This is a genomic window from Nitratidesulfovibrio sp. SRB-5 (assembly GCF_019931275.1).
Taxonomy (GTDB): Bacteria; Desulfobacterota; Desulfovibrionia; order Desulfovibrionales; family Desulfovibrionaceae; genus Cupidesulfovibrio.
The window spans coordinates 856,356-874,172 of record NZ_JAIOTY010000001.1 but is presented as its reverse complement, the minus strand read 5'-3'; the positions used below and the strand labels follow the sequence as shown (position 1 = coordinate 874,172).

The 17,817-nt window shown below is 68.7% G+C and carries 15 protein-coding genes; all 15 read left to right on the top strand.

What is annotated here, in order from left to right; genetic code table 11:
- Window positions 1–38: 38 nt before the first annotated feature.
- Window positions 39–830 (top strand): glycosyltransferase family 2 protein, encoded by a 792-nt coding sequence (locus tag K6142_RS03405; protein ID WP_190244015.1) that lies wholly within the window; start codon window positions 39–41, stop codon window positions 828–830.
- Between the two features lie 117 nt (window positions 831–947).
- Window positions 948–1,664, top strand: a complete 717-nt coding sequence (pyrH, locus tag K6142_RS03400; RefSeq protein WP_015946540.1) for a UMP kinase — start codon at window positions 948–950, stop codon at window positions 1,662–1,664.
- A gap of 5 nt (window positions 1,665–1,669) precedes the next feature.
- Window positions 1,670–2,230, top strand: coding sequence for a ribosome recycling factor (gene frr, locus K6142_RS03395; RefSeq protein ID WP_015946539.1), 561 nt, complete (start codon window positions 1,670–1,672; stop codon window positions 2,228–2,230).
- 208 nt (window positions 2,231–2,438) lie between these two features.
- Window positions 2,439–3,152, top strand: coding sequence for a polyprenyl diphosphate synthase (uppS, locus tag K6142_RS03390; protein ID WP_190244023.1), 714 nt, complete (start codon window positions 2,439–2,441; stop codon window positions 3,150–3,152).
- Window positions 3,149–3,955 carry a phosphatidate cytidylyltransferase gene (locus tag K6142_RS03385; protein ID WP_015946537.1) on the top strand — a complete coding sequence of 269 codons (807 nt, stop codon included), beginning with the start codon at window positions 3,149–3,151 and terminating at the stop codon, window positions 3,953–3,955. The genes uppS and K6142_RS03385 overlap by 4 nt, the downstream gene beginning before the upstream one ends.
- Before the next feature lie 289 nt (window positions 3,956–4,244).
- A complete protein-coding gene (locus K6142_RS03380; RefSeq protein WP_190244016.1) occupies window positions 4,245–5,777 on the top strand; it encodes a pyridoxal phosphate-dependent decarboxylase family protein in 1,533 nt (510 codons plus the stop codon).
- A 36-nt stretch (window positions 5,778–5,813) separates the two neighbouring features.
- Complete coding sequence (gene dxr / locus K6142_RS03375; RefSeq protein ID WP_190244017.1) at window positions 5,814–7,187, top strand: 1-deoxy-D-xylulose-5-phosphate reductoisomerase; 1,374 nt, start codon at window positions 5,814–5,816, stop codon at window positions 7,185–7,187.
- Complete coding sequence (rseP, locus tag K6142_RS03370) at window positions 7,184–8,248, top strand: RIP metalloprotease RseP (protein ID WP_190244018.1); 1,065 nt, start codon at window positions 7,184–7,186, stop codon at window positions 8,246–8,248. The genes dxr and rseP overlap by 4 nt, the downstream gene beginning before the upstream one ends.
- On the top strand, window positions 8,245–9,405 hold the full coding sequence (gene tsaB, locus K6142_RS03365) for a tRNA (adenosine(37)-N6)-threonylcarbamoyltransferase complex dimerization subunit type 1 TsaB (RefSeq protein ID WP_223380749.1): 1,161 nt from the start codon (window positions 8,245–8,247) through the stop codon (window positions 9,403–9,405). Before rseP ends, tsaB begins: the two co-directional genes overlap by 4 nt.
- 285 nt (window positions 9,406–9,690) lie before the next feature.
- Window positions 9,691–11,424 carry a flagellar filament capping protein FliD gene (gene fliD, locus K6142_RS03360; RefSeq protein ID WP_190245735.1) on the top strand — a complete coding sequence of 578 codons (1,734 nt, stop codon included), beginning with the start codon at window positions 9,691–9,693 and terminating at the stop codon, window positions 11,422–11,424.
- Window positions 11,425–11,544: 120 nt separating this feature from the next.
- Window positions 11,545–12,372, top strand: coding sequence for a flagellar export chaperone FliS (gene fliS, locus K6142_RS03355; protein WP_190245734.1), 828 nt, complete (start codon window positions 11,545–11,547; stop codon window positions 12,370–12,372).
- Window positions 12,373–12,432: 60 nt separating this feature from the next.
- On the top strand, window positions 12,433–13,698 hold the full coding sequence (locus K6142_RS03350; protein WP_190245733.1) for a glycosyltransferase family 4 protein: 1,266 nt from the start codon (window positions 12,433–12,435) through the stop codon (window positions 13,696–13,698).
- Window positions 13,695–15,236 (top strand): hypothetical protein, encoded by a 1,542-nt coding sequence (locus K6142_RS03345; protein ID WP_190245732.1) that lies wholly within the window; start codon window positions 13,695–13,697, stop codon window positions 15,234–15,236. Before K6142_RS03350 ends, K6142_RS03345 begins: the two co-directional genes overlap by 4 nt.
- Before the next feature lie 163 nt (window positions 15,237–15,399).
- Complete coding sequence (locus K6142_RS03340) at window positions 15,400–17,100, top strand: YIP1 family protein (protein ID WP_190245731.1); 1,701 nt, start codon at window positions 15,400–15,402, stop codon at window positions 17,098–17,100.
- Window positions 17,101–17,268: 168 nt separating this feature from the next.
- Complete coding sequence (locus K6142_RS03335) at window positions 17,269–17,604, top strand: hypothetical protein (RefSeq protein WP_190245730.1); 336 nt, start codon at window positions 17,269–17,271, stop codon at window positions 17,602–17,604.
- The last annotated feature ends 213 nt before the right edge of the window (window positions 17,605–17,817 follow it).

The following is a 17,817-nucleotide window of genomic DNA, read 5'->3' as shown; positions in this document are numbered from 1 at the left end:
ACCCGGTCGCACACCCCGAACCCGCAACGAGAGTTTCCATGCGCCCCGCCATCACCGGCCTTGTGCTCACCTACAACGGCGAACGCCTGCTCGACAGGTGCCTCGCCTCGCTGTCCTTCTGCGACAAGGTCCTGGTGGTCGATTCCTTCAGCACCGACCGCACCGTGGACATGGCCCGCGCCGCCGGGGCAGATGTCGTCCAGCGCAAGTGGGAAGGCCCCGGCCCGCAGTTCCGCCACGCCCTCTCGCTCATCGACACCGAATGGGTGTTCAGCCTGGACCAGGACGAGATATGCACCGAAGAACTGCGTGAAAGCGTGCTGGCCGCCCTGCGCGCGCAGGTGCGCGGGGGCGAGGGCAGCCAGGCCGCCAGGGCCGGCCACTGGGTGCCGCGCCGCTCGTGGTACTTCGACCGGTTCATGAAGCACAGCGGCTGGTACCCGGACTACCTGCTGCGGCTGTTCCGCCCGGCCCACATGGAGGTGCACGTCTCTGGCGCGCACTACTCGTTCCACCCCAAGGGCGAAACGGGCCGCCTGCGCGGCGACATACTGCACTACCCGTACGACAGCTTTCGCCAGCATCTGGACAAGATCAACTCGTACGCCCAGCAGGGTGCGGACGACCTGCGCGCCAAGGGCCGTCAGGGCGGCGTGGCCGTGGCCACGGCGCACGGCCTGGCCCGGTTCCTGAAGCTGTACGTGGTCAAGCTGGGCTTTCTGGATGGCCGGGCAGGCTTCATCAACGCGGCGCACGGGGCGTTCTACGCCTTTCTGAAGTACATCCGGGTACGCGAGGGCGATTGGGGTGCGCCCTTCGATCACCATTAGGACGCACGCACGGCACGAGCCCCGGCAAACGGGCACTGCAACATCGACACCGGCGCCCCGCGAACGCACACGAATTTCCGACGACGCAACATACAACCACCACACCGAGGGACGGACATGAGCGAACTCCGCTACAAGCGCGTGCTGCTGAAGCTCAGCGGCGAAGCCCTGGCGGGCGAAAACAAGTTCGGTATTGACCCCCAGACTGTTTCGAAGATATGCGAGGAAATCGCCGAGGTTGTCGACATGGGCCTGCAAGTGGCGCTTGTCATCGGCGGCGGCAACATCTTCCGCGGCCTCTCCTCGTCCGCCAAGGGCATGGACCGCTCATCGGCCGACTACATGGGCATGCTGGCCACGGTGCTCAACGCGCTGGCCGTGCAGGACGCCCTGGAAAAGATCGGCCATCCCACGCGGGTGCTTTCGGCCATCACCATGCAGGAAGTCTGCGAGCCGTACATCCGCCGCCGGGCCGACAGGCACCTGGAAAAGGGCCGCGTGGTCATCTGCGCGGCGGGCACCGGCAACCCCTACTTCACCACCGACACGGCGGCCGCGCTGCGCGGCATGGAACTGAAGTGCCAGGCCATCATCAAGGCCACCAAGGTCGACGGCGTCTACGACAAGGACCCCATGAAGCATGACGACGCCGTGATGTTCCGCAGCCTCGGCTACGTCGAAACGTTGCAGCGCAAGCTCGGCGTCATGGACTCCACGGCCATCACCCTGGCCATGGAGAACGATGTGCCCATCATCGTCTGCAACATGTTCAAGGGCAGCATCAAGCGCGTGGTCATGGGCGAAGACGTCGGAACCATCGTACACGGAGGCTAACCCCCATGGATATGGATAGCATTCTTCTCGACGCCGAAGAGCGCATGGAAAAGGCCCTCGGCTCCCTGGACCGCGAATTCGCCAAGCTGCGCACGGGCCGCGCCTCCACCTCGCTGGTGGACAACATCAAGGTGGACTACTACGGCACGCCCACGCCCATCAGCCAGCTGGCGTCCGTCAGCGTGCCCGACAGCCGCACCCTGACCATCCAGCCGTGGGACCGTTCGGCCTTCCAGCTGGTGGAAAAGGCCATCATGAAGTCGGACCTTGGCCTGAACCCGGTCAACGACGGCAAGATCATCCGCATCTCCATCCCGCCGCTGACCGAGGAACGCCGCAAGGACCTCGTGAAGGTGGCCCGCAAGTACACCGAGGAAGCCAAGGTGGCCGTGCGCAACGTGCGCCGCGACGCCAACGACGCCCTGAAGAAGCTGGAAAAGGGCAAGGAGATTTCCGAGGACGACGTGCGCAAGTCCACCGACGACGTGCAGAAGCTGACTGACCGCTTCGTGGCCAAGTCGGACGAGAAGTGCACGGCCAAGGAAAAGGAAATCATGGAGCTTTAGGAAACGGTCTCCGAACCGTGGCCGCACGTGCGGTCCCACGGTGACAGATTCCACATGGCCGGTCGCGCCCGCGGCAGTCCGCCCCGCACACGCGGTTGGACGGACGGGCGGGCGGACCGGCCATGGCGCATATGACGCGGGCGCATCGCACGCGCAGCAGAGGCTTATCGTGAACAACGCTCCCACGGCGGGCTCCCCCACGCCGGACATGCTTTTGCCGGAAACCCTGCCCCGCCACGTGGCCATCATCATGGACGGCAACGGGCGCTGGGCCACCCAGCGCGGCCTTTCGCGCAGCGACGGCCACCGCGCGGGCACCGAGGCGGCACGGGCCATCGTCACCGAATGCCGCACCCTCGGCATCCCCCACCTGACCATGTACACCTTCTCCAAGGAAAACTGGGGCCGCCCCGGTGCCGAGGTGAAGTTTCTGTTCGAGCTGCTGGTGGATTTCCTGCGCGAGGAATTGCCCAACCTCATCCAGCGCGACATCCGTCTTTCGGTGTTCGGGCAACTGGCCGACCTGCCGCTGGCCGCGCGCAAGGCGCTGGAACACGCCATTTCCCGCACCGCCGCCTGCACCACCATGCGCCTGAACCTGGCCCTCAACTACTCCGCCCGCGATGAAATCCTCATGGCCTGCCGCGCCCTGGCCGCCGAAGGCCTGGCGCCCGAAGCCATCACCGAGGAAGCCTTTGCCGCGCGGCTGTGGAGCGCGGGCCAGCCCGACCCGGACCTGGTCATCCGCACCAGCGGCGAAGTGCGCATCAGCAATTTTCTGCTCTACCAGAGCGCCTACAGCGAATTCCACTTCACCGACACCCTCTGGCCGGACTTTACCCCAGAGCATTTCCGCGCCGCCCTGCGCGACTATGCCGGGCGGCAACGCCGCTTCGGCAAAACGGAGGCAACCCCCGCGTGACCCCGGCATCCCCCCATTTCCAACGCGTCGTCACCGGCACGGCCCTTGCCGCCCTGCTTACCGTGGGCCTTGCCATGGGCGGCTGGGTGCTGCTGATCATGGTGGTGGCCGTGGCCAGCCTGGCCTTGCTGGAATTCTACACCATGTTCTGGCCCGGCAACGCCCGCCTGCCGCTGAAGGCCAGCGGCATGGCCCTTGGCGCCGCCGTACTGGCCGCCGGGCACATGGACCGCCCGTGGATGGTGCTGGGCTGCGTCGCCGCCGCCTTCCTGGTGGGCGCCGTGGGCTTTCTGCTCACCTGGGGCAACGGCGAGGACGACTGCCGCTTCACCGAAGGCCAGGTCCTGGCCAGCGGCATCCTGTACGTGCCCGTGCTGCTGCTGCCCGCCCTGCACTTCAACCGCTGGGAACAGCTGGTGGTGGTGCTGGCCGCCGTCATTTCCGACACCGGGGCCTATTTCATCGGCACCTGGTTCGGCAAGGCGCGCATCTGGCCGCGCGTCAGCCCCAAGAAAAGCTGGGCTGGCAGCCTTGGCGGCCTTGCCCTGTGCGTGCTTGCCATCACCGGCGTGGGCATGGCCGCAGGCACCGCCCCGTGGTGGGCCTTTGCCCTGCTGGGCGGCCTGCTGAACGTGGCCTCGCAACTGGGCGACTTCTTCGAATCCGCCCTCAAGCGCACCCTCGGCGTCAAGGACTCCGGCACCCTGCTGCCCGGCCACGGCGGCCTGCTCGACCGCATCGACAGCCTGCTCTTTGTCGTGCCCGCCTACGCCGCCCTGGATTCGGTATTTCCGTTCTTTTAATGTTTGTCGGGGGAGAGGAAGGAACCTTTTGTAAAAGGTTCCTTCCTCTCCCCCGCACCCCCTCTCCATCCTCCCAAACTTTTCAATTGAAAAACCGTTGCCGCCATACCCATTGAAAAGTTTGGTGGAAAGGGGGATGGGGGTCCGGGGGAAGGGGGAAAACCACTTTTCGCGTTGCGGTCGCCATCCGTAAGGCTCGTAAACTCGCCTAACGGCTGCCGCAAAAGTGGTTTTCCCCCTTCCCCCGGAATAGCTCCAGACACGCCGCAACTCGCATACTTTACACCCCATGCAACGACACGAGACACTTGACCTGGAAGATTTCGAAGCCCTGCTGCACCGGGCTGCGACCATGATCGCGGACCGGGTGGAGCGCATCGGCCCGTGTGCGCAGGGTCCGGTGGTGCACCCGGCCACGTTCGACGAACTGGCGGCGCTGATTCCGTCCGACTGGCCGGAGGCGGGCGCGGGGGCGCACGCAGTGCTGGACGACGTGGCGCGGTGCATAGAACCGTACGCCACGCGCATCGGGCATCCGCGTTTTCTGGCGTGGATAACGACCAGCCCGGCCCCGGCGGGCACGCTGGGCGACATCGTGTGCACGGGGCTGAACCAGGCGCCGCTGTCGTTCAAGGGCGGCCCGGCGGCCACGGTGCTGGAACACGTGGTCCTCGGCTGGCTGGCCCGGCTGTTCGGCCTGCCTCAGGCGGCTGACGAGGGCATGGACGGCGCGGGCGGCACCATCGTGTCCGGCGGCACCATGGCCAACCTGATGGGGCTGACCGTGGCGCGCCACACGCACTTTCCGGAAGCGGCCACCAGGGGCCTTGCGGGCATCGGGCGCATCCCGGTGCTGTATGTTTCCGACCAGGGGCACATGTCCATCGAGCGTTCCGCAGTGCTGCTGGGACTGGGCGCGGACAACGTGCGCGCCATCCCTTCCGGCGCGGACAACCGCATGGACGTGGCGGCCCTGCGCGCGGCCATCACGATGGACCGCGAGGCGGGCCTTGCCCCGTTCTGCGTGGTGGCCCAGGCTGGCTCGGTGACCACAGGCGCGGTGGACCCGCTGCCGGAGATCGCCGACACGTGCGCGGACGAAGGCCTGTGGTTCCACGTGGATGCGGCCTACGGGGGCGCGGCCATGCTGACGGACGAGGGCCGGGCGCTGCTGGCGGGCATCCACCGGGCGGACTCCATCTGCGTGGACCCGCACAAGTGGTTCTTCATCCCGCTCGAATGCGGGGTGACCCTGTTCCGCAGCAAGGCGCAACAGCTCGCCACGTTCCGGGCGCGCGCCTCGTACCTGGGCGAGGAAAACCCGCACGACCTCAAGAACACCACATTCATCCTCAGCCGCGCCAACCGCGCGCTGAAGGTGTGGTTTGCCTTCCGCACGTACGGGCGCGAGCGGCTGCGGCGCATCGTGACGCGCAACATGGAACTGGCGCGGCACTTCCGCGACCTGTGCGCCGCCTCGCCGGAATGGCGGGTGCTGGCCCCGGTGCAGCTGTCCATCGCCTGCGCGCGCTACGTGCCGCAGGGGGGCGGCTGGACCGAGGAAGACGTGGACCGCTTGCAGGTGCGCCTGCTGGAACGGCTGGAGGCATCGGGCGAGGGGTTCCTGACCCCGGCCATGGTGCGCGGCAGGGCCGGGGTGCGCCTGTGCGTGGCCAACCACCGCACCTCCGAGGCCGACATCCGCCTGCTGTTCGACCTCATGACCACGCTTGGCCGCGAGCTTGTGGCGCAGGGCCCCCAAGGCCCCCATGCTTCGCAGCCCCCCCAGGCGCCCCAGACCACGCAGACCCCGCAGGTCTAGACCCGCCGGGCACGGCGGAAAGGGAAGAACACGGGCATGATCCGCTACATTTCGCGCATGCCGGACCGGGCATGGGAAGACGCCACGCCGCGCACGGTGGCCCTGCTGGGCAGCACCGGCTCCATCGGCACCAGCGCGTTGAAGGTCATCGAGGCCCACCCCGGCCTGTTCCAGGTGGCCGCGCTGGCCGGGGCGCGCAACGTGCGTCTGCTGGCCGAACAGGCCGCCCGCCACCGGCCCGCGCACCTCGGCGTGCTGGACGAAACGGGCGCGAAGGAACTGCGCGCGCTGCTGCCCGCCGGGTACGCGCCGGAGATTCATGTCGGGCCGGAAGGGTACGCCGCGCTGGCCGTCCTGCCCGATGCCTCCACGGTGCTGTCCGCCCAGGTGGGTGCCGCGGGCCTGCGGGCCACGGTGGCGGCGGCGCGGGCGGGCAAGGTCATCTGCCTGGCCAACAAGGAATCACTGGTGCTGGCGGGCGCGCTCATCCGTCAGATCTGCGCCGAAACGGGCGCGGTGGTGCTGCCCGTGGATTCGGAACACAACGCCGTGTTCCAGGCCCTGCGCGTGCACGATACCTTGCAGGACGGGGGCCGCGCTCCCCATGCCGTGCGCCGGGTCATCCTTACCGCATCGGGCGGGCCGTTCCGGGGGCGCGACCGGGCGTTCCTGTCCACTGTCACCCGCGAGCAGGCCCTGAATCATCCCAACTGGTCCATGGGCGCAAAAATCACCATTGATTCCGCCACGCTGATGAACAAGGGGCTGGAGGTCATCGAGGCCTACCACCTGTACGGGGTGGCCCCGGAGTCCATAGAGGTGGTGGTGCACCCGCAGTCCATCGTGCATTCGCTGGTGGAATACGCCGACGGCTCGCAAATCGCCCATCTGGGCACGCCGGACATGCGCATCGCCATCGCCTACTGCATGGCCTGGCCGCACTGCGTGGACACCGGGGTGGCCCCGCTGGACCTGGTACGGGTGGGCAGCTTGACCTTCGAGGCCCCCGACTTATCCTCTTTCCCGTGCCTTGCGCTGGCGCGGCGCGTGCTTGCGCGCGAGGCGCGCAGCCCCGGCGGCGCGGGCCTGCCCGTGGTGCTCAATGCCGCCAACGAGGTGGCGGTGGACCTTTTCCTGCACGGGCGCATCGGGTTCATGGACATTCCCGCGCTCATCGAACGGGCGCTGGACGCCCATGAAGCAGGAACGCCAGACACGAACGGGCCAGACACGAGCGGACCAGACACGAGCTCGCCAGCCACTGCGGAGCCGGACGCCGCATCGACCGGCACCGACGGAACATTCCTGATGCACGACATCGACCACATAGAGGCGCTCGACGCCGCAACCCGCCGCCGCGTGCGCCACTGGGCAGACGCGGCAGGCACGCAAGGAACGGGCAACGCATGAGCAGCTTCCTTTCGGTACTCCTGGTCCTTGGCGGCCTGATATTCTTCCACGAACTCGGGCACTTCCTGATTGCCCGGCTGTTCGGCATCGGCGTGCAGACCTTTTCGCTGGGCTTCGGCCCGCGCCTGTTCGGCTGGCGCGGCGGCCAGACCGACTACCGGCTGTCGCTGGTGCCCCTGGGCGGCTACGTGTCGCTGGTGGGTGAAAGCGAAGAGGCCGAACTGCCCGAAGGCTTCGAAAAGCGCCACAGCTTCACCCTGCGCCCGGCGTGGCAGCGGTTGCTGGTCATTGCCGCCGGTCCCGTGTTCAACCTGCTGCTGGCGTGGTTCATCTACTGGGGGCTGTTCTGGGCGCACGGCCAGTTCCAGCTGGCCCCGGAAGTGGGCCGGGTGCAGCCGGAAAGCCCCGCCGCCATCGCGGGCGTGGCCCCGGGCGACCGGGTGCTGTCCATCGGCGGCAAGCCGGTGCAGTGGTGGGACGATGTGGCCGGGTCCATCGTGGCCAGCGAGGGCCGCGAACTGGCCATCGCCATCGACCGCAACGGCACGGCCCTGACCCTGAACGTGAAGCCGGAAGTGCGCACCCGCAAGACCATCTTCGGCGAGGACGAGCGCACCTGGCTCATCGGCATCCAGGCCTCGGGCCGCACCGTCTCCCTGCCGCTGGACGGCACCTCGGCCATGAAGGCCGGACTGGACCAGACCTGGCGGATGATCGTCATCACCGGCCAGAGCGTGCAGAAGATCTTCGAGCGGGTGGTGCCGCTGGATTCGGTGGGCGGGCCCATCATGATCGCCCAGATGGTCAGCGAGCAGTCGCGCCAGGGGCTGGACAGCGTGCTGGCCCTCACCGCGCTCATCAGCATCAACCTTGGTCTGCTGAACCTGCTGCCCATACCGGTGCTGGACGGCGGGCACATCATCTTCCTGACCATGGAAATGGTCATGCGCCGCCCGGTCAACGCCCGCCTGCGCGAGATAACCACCCGCATCGGCCTGGCCTTCCTGCTGGCCCTGATGCTGCTGGCCACCTACAACGACATCGTGCGGAACCTGCAATGACCCAGGTGCCCCCGGCGGCGGGGCTGGCCGTGGCTTCCGACCCGACTGCCCCGACCGCTCCAACTGGCCCCACTGGCCCCACTGGCCCGACCTCCCCAACTGGCCCCGTTGGGACCTGCGCTGCGCACGGCGTGGGGGCCATCACCCTGGCCCTGAACGCGGCGGAATCGCGCGTGCAGGTTGCCGCCCTGAGCGACGGCGAAACCCTGTTCGCGCAGGAATGGCATGTGCCCTCGCAGGGCACGGAACTGCTGGCCCCGGCCCTTGCCGACGCCTTTGCGCGGATGCGCCTTTCGCTGGCCGACGTGCGGCGCATTGCCTGCGTGCAAGGCCCCGGCAGCTTCACCGGGCTGCGCCTGGTGCTGTCCACGGCGGCGGGCATGGCCCGCGCGCTGGGAGCGGAGCAGGCCGGGCTTTCGTACACGCAACTGCTGGCCTGCGGCCCGCTGCTGCCGCGCGGCACGGTGCTGTGGGTGCTGACCCACGCCCGGCGCGGGCTGGTGCACATGCAGGCCTTCCGCATGCCCGGCGAAATGCCGGACGCCGCCAGCGCCGCTGCCCACGGCATGCCCTGCGGGTTGCCCGAAGCCCTGACCCCGGTGGAGGCGGCGACGCTTGACGCCGCCGTGGCCCGGATAGTCGCGTTCCGGTCAACCACGGAAAACCCTGCGGGCAAATCGGCGGCGCCACAGACTGCTGACAAACCCGACCATGGGGTTCCAAGGGACGATAGCCCCTTGGCCGCCAGAGGCGCCCAAGAACAGACGCTGCCAACAAACCGGGCCGGGTGCGACACTGACACCGCCCCCGCCGTCTGCCTGATGGGCAGCGGGGCCACCCGCAACCGGACCGTGCTGGCGCAGGCCCTGGCTGAACTGTTGCCGCAGGCGCGCTTTCTGCCCGACCGGTTCGACCACCCCGCCCCCGCCCTGCTGCTGCCCCTGGCCGCCGCAGCCATCTACGGTCCCGATGACGTGCAGCCGCTGTACGTGCGCCCCTGCGATGCGGAAGAAAACCTCCCCGCCATGGCCGCCGCACGCGGCATGGATCCGGAGCAGGCCCGGCGGCAGCTGGCCCGGCTGACCAGCGCACCGCTGGCCGCCACTCCCCCGGCAGACACCACCCCATCCGGCACCACCCGGCAGGCACTCCGCTGACCGGCGCGTGGCAACGCCACGCCCGCACCGTCGTCCGGCGGGTTTCCCCCGCCGCTCCGCATCCCCCCCGGCTCCGGCCTTTTCCCTTGCGTCGCCGCTCTCCCCCCTTGCCTTTCGCCCCACGCGCCCCTCGCAACCGCACGTCCGGCCCCGCAACCTAAAGCCCTCCGCCATCCCCGCCGATAAGATGCACGAGGGACAGGCGGCGCCGTTCTGGCACCAGCCTTGCAGCCCCCACGGCGGGAGACCCCCATCGGGAAATTTCTTCCGACGAAGAGGTGCATCATGGTCGATCTGGCATCCGGCGGCGTATACTTTTCCGGGCTCGGCAACGGCACGGACTTCTCCAAGGTCATCGACCAGTTGAAGTCCATCGAGCAGATTCCGCAAAAGCGGCTTACCTTGTGGAAGGCCGACTGGCAGCGGCGTCAGGACGCCTTTGGCGAGTTGCGCACGGAAATCGCATCGCTCAAGGACATCGTGGACTCCATGAGCTCCATGAACAAGTTCCTGGTGAAAACGAGTTCCAGTTCCGCCGAAACCGTGGCCAGCGCCACCACCGATTCCAGCGTGCTTGAAGGCAACTACAAGATCGAGGTGGGCCAGCTGGCCTCCAGCTCCATCTGGACCTACAACACCGCCTTCGCCGACAAGAAAACCAAGGTCAACGACTCCGGCAGCGACCAGCAGTTCGTTTACACCTACATGGGCAAGACCCGCTCGATCACGGTGCCAAGCGGCACCACCATCGACGCCCTCAAGAACATGATCAACAACGACCCCCAGAACCCGGGGGTAAAGGCCATGCTGGTGCAGAACGGCACCGGCTACACCTTCCAGTTCCGGGGCATGGATCTGGGGGCCAACGCCACGTTGTCCGTGGATTCGGGCACCACCGTCACCGGCCTTCCCGGCACGGCGGCCGCATGGACCGTGCAGGCCAGCCAGAACGCCAAGTACCGGGTCAACGGCTGGCCCGCCGCCACCTGGCTGGAATCCACGTCCAACACACTGACCGGCGCCGTGGAGGGTATGACCCTTACCCTCAAGGACGTGGGCACCACCCAGATTTCGGTGGCCACGGACACCGAAAAGATCAAGGAAAACGTAAAGTCGTTCGTGGACGCCATGAACGCCGTACGATCCAAGATCAAGGAATTGACCGCCGTCAACAGCTCCAAGGACGTGGATAACCCGGACGACGCCTCGTCGCTGTATTCCATGCAGAAGGGGTCCATCCTTACCGGCAACTACGGCGTGCAGCTGCTGTCGACCCAGCTCAAGATGGCCACGGCAGACAGGGCGGCGGGCTTCGAATACCAGTACAAGGACGGCAACCTGCTGCGAGGCGACGAATTTTCGTCGCTGGCGCACATCGGCATCCTGACCAACGCCGAGACCAACAGCCTGAACGCCGGCCTGCTGGAACTGGACGAGGCAAAACTGGACGAGGTGCTGAAGAACAACCCCACGGCAGTGGCGGAACTGTTTGCCGCAGACGGGCTGCCCGAGTCCGATTCGTCCGACTTCAGCTATTATTCGCACGTCAAGGGCGTGACCAAGGCGGGCATCTACGACGTGACCTACGACGTGGACGCCTCGGGCAACATCGTCAATGCCTTCATCGGCGGCAAGCGCGCCAACATCGACAACGCCAACAAGCAGATCACGGCCATGGAAGGCGACGCCCGAGGCCTGGCGCTGCAAATCGACAATCTTTCGCAGGGCAGCTACGCGAGCCGCATGCGCATCAAGGAAGGCAAGCTCAGCGGCCTCAGCGAGCAACTCAGCGACATGCTGGGCAGCGACGGCGCACTGAAGATCCTGGAAGACAACTACCAGGACATCATGGACGACATACAGAAGAAGATCGACAAGGAAGTGGACCGCGTCACCCAGTGGGAACGGCGCGAACGGCTGCGCTACTCGCGGCTGGAGGCCACCCTGGCCCGCTACGACGCGCTGGGCAAGTCCGTGGAAAGCCAGATCAAGTCGTTGTCCTCGTCAACGTCTTCGTAGCCAAGGGCCGGAACCGCCGGAACAACCGGGGCGGCCACACCCGCCACGGCGCGGAAAACGACCACAACGCGCGACACACTCACCGCATCGACACGCGGGCGCATATACCGGGAGAATGCAATGCAGAAGGCCGCACACGCCTACCTACAGACCCAGGTCACCACGACCACCCAGGGCGAGCTGTTGCTCCTGCTGTATGACGGGGCCATCAAGTTCCTGAACCAGGCCAAGGAAAAGATCGCCGAACGCGACTACGCGGGCAAGGGCATCCTGATCTCCAAGGCCCTGGACATCGTCAACGAACTGGACGCCAGCCTGAACCTGGAAAAGGGCGGCGAACTGGCGGAAAACCTGCACAAGCTGTATTTCTACTGCTCCACCCGCCTGCTCAACGCCAACCTGAAGATGGACGTGACGTTCATCGACGAGGTGATCAAGATACTGTCCGGCCTGCGCGGCGCCTACGGACAGATCGTCAACACCCCGGAGGCCATGGCCGTGGGAGCCAGCATGGCTGCCAGCCGCACGCCCGCCAACGCCGCGCCCTCGCGCGTGCCGCTGCCCACCGCGCAGATGCCCCCGCTGGGCAAGCCCGCGCAGTTCGGTCGCGCCCACGCCCAGGCCTACGGCCAGCAGGCCCCGGCAGCCGATGCCGCGCCGCAGGCGGTCGCACAGGCCCTGCCCCCCCTGCCAAGCCCGCCAGAGCAGGCAGAGCAGGCCGTGCAGACAGCACAGACAGCCGCCCCCGTGTCCACTGCGCCTTCGGCACAGCAAGCAGCGCCGACATCGGCTGGCATGCCGCCCACTGCCCCGGCGACTGCCACCGGGGAACCAGCCGCACCGACGGCTGCCGAAACATCCGAAGCTTCCGACACCCAGCCGGTGAAGGGCTTTGCCCCCAGCCGCATGGCCGCGGCCAGCCTGTACCGCAAGTTCGCGCAGGGCTAGGCCGAACGTCGGCGGGAGACACCCTTCCCATGCCCGCGCCGCTGGGCTAGAACACGGCCCATGGTCACCGCCGCAACCCACGCGACAGGAAACGCCGGCTCCCCCGGCTCTTCCGGCTCTCCCGACTCTCCCGACGGGGCCGCAGCGCTCGCCCCATCGGACCATTCCGGGCTGCAGGAGCCCCTTGCGCCGCGCCGGGTGCTGCACGTGGTTTCCTCGCTGGGGCTTGGCGGCACCGAAAAGGTCATGCAACTGCTGCTTACCCGGCTGGCCCCGTCCCGCTTCCAGCGCGCGGTATGGAGCCCCGCCGACGGCCCCCGCGCCGCCCCCCTGCGCGAGGCGGGGGTGACCACCTTCATCGGAGGCGACCTGGGCAGCGTGGCCGCCCGCTTTCTTCCCCACATCGTGCACGTGCACCGCGCGGGCTGGCCCCAGCCGGAACTGTTGCGCCCCCTGCGCATGGCCTTCCGCCAGGCGCCCGCCGCCGCGCGTTCTCCGGACGCGAACGCCGATGCCCCCCACCGGCGCCTGCCCGCCATCGTGGAAACCAACGTCTTCGGGCGGCACGATCCTTCCCCTTCGGGCCAGCTCATCGACGTCACCCTGTTCGTCTCGCACTTCTGCGCCCAACGCTTCGCCCGCGTGCAGGGCATCGCCGCCGTGCCCCCGCGCTGGCGGGTGCTGTACAACCCCGTGGACACCGCCCTGTTCGCCCGGCTGACCCCGCCGCCCGCCGAGCGCGACTACACCCGCCCCGTGCTGGGCCGCCTGTCCCGGCCAGACCCCGGCAAATGGTCGCCGCTGGCTCTGCACATCCTGCCCGTGCTGCGCCGCGAGTTGCCCCACTTCCGCTACGACGTCGTCGGCGGCACCCCGGACGCGGAACGCTACGTGCGCGAACACGGCCTGTCGGACAACGTGCGCTTTCTGCCGCCGCTGCGCGACGACGCGGAACTGGCCGGGTTCTTCAACGAACTTTCCCTGCTGGCCCATGCCAACGACACCGGCGAAAGTTTCGGACTGGCCATCGCGGAGGCCATGGCCGCCGGGCTGCCCGTGGTCACCCACCCCTGCCCGGGCCTGCGCGACAACGCCCAACTGGAACTGGTGGAGCACGGCGTCACCGGGCTGGTGGCCGAAACGGCGGACGATTACGCCGGGGCCGTGCTGCATCTGCTGCGTCACCCCGGCGCGGCCCGGCGCATGGGTGAGGCCGGGCGGCGCAAGGCCGCCGCGCTGTTCGACGCCGACATGCAGGCCCGCGCCCTGGAAGCGCTGTATGACGAGGTGTGCCCGGCGGAGATGGCATGCGGGGAGGCCCCATGAGCATCGCACCCGAAACGCCCCGCGGAGCCGCCCGCCCCGACGCCCCCGGAGCCACAGTCGCCTCCGGCGCCACGGACGCCCTGCTGGCCGCGTATACCTCCACGGTCCTGGGGTTCCGGCTGGGCGGTGCCGGACAGGAGAAACCGGCGGACGACGTTCCCGGACTGCCCCGGCCCGATGCGGATGCCCTCCAACAGGCGGTCCGGCAGGCGGCGGACAAGGCGGTGCGCCTTGCCCTGCGCAGCGGGCGGCCGCATCTGGTGTTGCTGGGCACCGGCGACGGCACCCTGCCCGAGGCCGTTTGCGCCGCCCTGAACGCTGCCGCCAACGCCGCAGGGCGGGCCGCGTCGGCCACCGTGCCGCGCCTGACCCTGTGCGACCTTGCCCCGGACCGGATGCGCACCGCGCTGGCCACCGGCCGCCTGAAGGATTTCACCGCCCCGACGCCAGCGCCGGACGCCCCGCGCCTGCTGGCCGACACCTCGCCATGGGCGCTGCTGCTGCTGTTGCGGGGCACCGGCGTCACGCCGGAAACCGCCACCCTGTTCCCCAACCCGTTCCTGCCGGAGGCGGAGACCGAGGCATTGCACCACTGGCGTCGCCTGTTCGCCGGGTGCGTGCCCGTGACGCTGCCCCATGCGAATCGGGATGCGCGACAACACCCGGGCGAAGCCGCGCCCGAAGGCGCGGACCGCCCCCCCCATCTGGCCGATCCGGCCAATCCGACCGATCTGGCCTGTATGGCCGATCTGGCCGATCAGGCCGATTTGGGCGTGGGGGCCATCCTGCACCCCGCAGAGCCGAACCTGCCCGCCTTTTTCGCCCAGGTGCCCGGCTGGGTGCGCGAAATGGCCGTGGTCTGGGACGGCGCGCCCCCCGATTTCGATCCGATTCCCCTGTGCCCCGTGCCGCTGCGCCAGTCAGTGCGAACGCTAGGGGGCAATTTTTCCGCCCAGCGCAACGCCATGCTGGGGCTGCTGTCCACGCAATGGTGTCTGTACCTCGACGCCGACGAGCGGTTGGAGCCCCACGCCTGGGCGCTGCTGCCCCGCCTGATGGCCGTGCCCGGCGCCGGGGCCTGGCTGTTGCCCCGCGCCACCGCCTACCCCGACGCGGACCACCTGCGCGTGGGCTACGGCCTGTGGCCCGACGTGCAACTGCGGCTGTTCCGCCGCATGCCGGGGGTATGCTTCCGGGGTGCGGTGCACGAACGGGTGGTGGGGGTGCACGGCCACACCTGCCTGCTGGGCGATGTCTGGATCGACCACCTGAGCTGGACCGCCAAGGACCGGGACGCGCTGGCCGAGCGCCTGCGGGTGTTCAATGCGGCGGGGGCGGGCCAGGCGACCCCGTCCCCTTCGGGCGGGCTGCACCGGCTCAGCACGGAATACCCGGCCCTGCCCCGGAGCCTGTTCGCCCATGCCGGGCTGGTTTCCGGCGACAACGCACGGCCAGCCGAGGACAGCGCGGAACGCCGCGACACGGAGCCGGATGCGCACCGCCGCCATCTGGCCCTGCGCCTGCCCCTGTCACCCTGAGCGCGCCGCCCCGGCTTCGGTTCCGGGAACCGGCGGAAAACCAGCGTCACCCCGCCGCTCCCCCTGTGCGGGACGGCACGGAACGCTACGGAACGGAGCCCACCTTGATTTGCGCTGCCTGATGCCCTACACTGGGCATATGCAAGGAAGCAAAGGATTTCCCATGATTATACGCTGCCCGGAGTGCCAGTTCGAACGGAGCATCGACAGCAGCAAGATTCCGTCCTCGGCCGCCATCGCCACCTGTCCCAAGTGCCGTCACCGTTTTCGTTTTCGCGCCCTGGCACCTGATGAAACCCCGGACGTTTCCCCCGCCGGGCACACAGCGCAGGCCCCTCGTGCCCCGCAGGCCCCTCGTGCCCCGCAGGCAGCGGACGCGGGTTCTCGCCGCGCGCCGGATGATGCGGTGGCGCCCGACGCCATGCCCCTTGCCGGGCCTGCCATGGATCAGGACGAGGGCGACGACCTGCCCGCCGCCTTCCGGCGTGGCACTTCCGCCACTTCGCAGCCCCCGGCGTCCGGCGCATCGCTTCCGCCGGATAGGGCTGACGGACCTGACGGGGCTGACGAGTCTGACGTATCTGCCACCTCGGGCGCATCGGGCGTATCCGGCGTATCTGGCGCAGAAGCCGACTATGCCGGAGAGGACGACCACGTGGGCGAACCCCGCCCCGTCTCCGGCACCGGCACGCCGCGCATGGCCGATCCGGGCGCTTCACCCACCGCCCCCCATCCGGCGGGCACCGCGCCTTCCAGCGCCGATGCGCCCCGCAACGCCCACGGGCACACCGATCTTTCCCGCCCCGGCGACGACCCGCTGCCCCCCGGCGCGGTGATTCCCGGCCGGAGCAGCACCCCCGCCCACGACGACAATCACGATGCCCCCAACGGGCACAACGCTGCCCCGGGCTCCGCCGGGGGACAGCGCCGCCCCGGCTCGCCCCGCGACATATGGGACGCCGTGGCCTCGGTGGGCGACCGCTGGCGCAAGCAGTCCGAATCCCGCACGCGGCCCGGCAACGGCGCCCCCCCCCACGACCGGGACAACTACCGGGACGGCACCCCCGGCGACTCCCCAAACGGTGCCCCAAATGGCTCCCCAAATGGCTCCCCAAATGGCTCCCCAAATGGCTCCCCTGACGGATGGAACGCCGGAAACCACGGCGATGCCTTTCCCCCGCACGATGGCGGGCACCCCGGCGAACGGGACGCCCCCCTGCCGCCGTGGGCCGCATCCGCCCGCAGCGAGGTGCCGTGGGAAAACCTGGACCGGGTGGGCTTTTTCCCCGGCCTGTACCAGACCATCCTGCGGGTGATGCTGGCGGCGCCGCGCTTCTTCTCCGGGGTGCGTTCCTCGGGCTCGCTCAAGCGGCCGGTGGCGTTCTACCTGCTCATCGGCATCTTTCAGGCGCTCACCGAGCGGCTGTGGTATCTCATGAGCATGCGCGCCTTCGGCGGCTTCATCGAAGACCCGCAACTGCACGCCTGGATGGGCAGCGTCACCCACGACATGAGCCTGCCCCTGACCCTGCTGGTCTCGCCCTTCACCCTGCTGCTGCAACTGGCGGTGCTGTCCGGCCTGTACCACTTCATGATCCGGCTGGTGGAGCCGCGCGCGGCAGACCTGCCCACCACGGTGCGGGTCATCTCGTACAGTGCAGCGCCCACGGTGCTCAGTGTGGTGCCGCTGGTGGGGCCGGTGGTGGGTTCGCTGTGGTTCGTGGTATGTACCTTCGTGGGGGTCAAGTACGCCCACCGGCTGCCCTGGTCGCGCACGGCGCTGGCCATCGGCCCTCTGCTGGGGCTGGGCTTCGCGCTGACGGTGCAGTTGCTGCGCATGTTCATGTCCTCGGCTCCCATGTAGGCGGTGCGGCCCGCACGCCGTGCGGGAACGCGGGACACGCCACTACCGGGCGGCGCAAACGGGGATGCGGAACAAGAATGACGGGATGCGGGGCGCTGGCCCCGCCCCGGAGGAACGCGGAAACGGCCATCGGGCGGGGGGCCCGACCGGGTAACCGGGGAGGCGGCCATGTTCAGGAAACTGCGCGCCCTGTGGAACGAACTGCGCGAACGGCGCAGGCATTCCCGCGAAATAGCCCCGCGCACCATCCGCAATCTGGCCGCCGAACTGCGTGAACTGGCCGAGATCGCCGAGCGGGTGGCCCCGGTGGACGCCGAGACGCTGGTGCGCCTGCGGCGCATCCGCCACGAAATGAACGACCTGATGGACCTTACCCGCCGCCCGGAATTCCACCGCATTCCCGCCCAGCGCAGGCTGGACCTGCACAACGGCATCCAGCGCACCCGCGAACAGATTCTGGAATCGGCCCAGGCCGCGCCCACGCCCACCACCCGTCTGCAATAGACCGCCCGGCGCCGCCTCAGCCGCCACGCGTCCTGTCCGATTCGCGTCCTGCCCGCTCCTCGTCCCGCCCGGTCCGTGCCCCTCGCCAGCCAATCCGCACTTGGCGTCCGGCACCTTCCGCATGGTTCCGCAGCACGTTCGCCCCTTCCACGCCTTTTCGCCCCCCTTCGCACCGGTCCCGCCTCCTTCCGCCTCCGCCGCATGCCCCCCTTG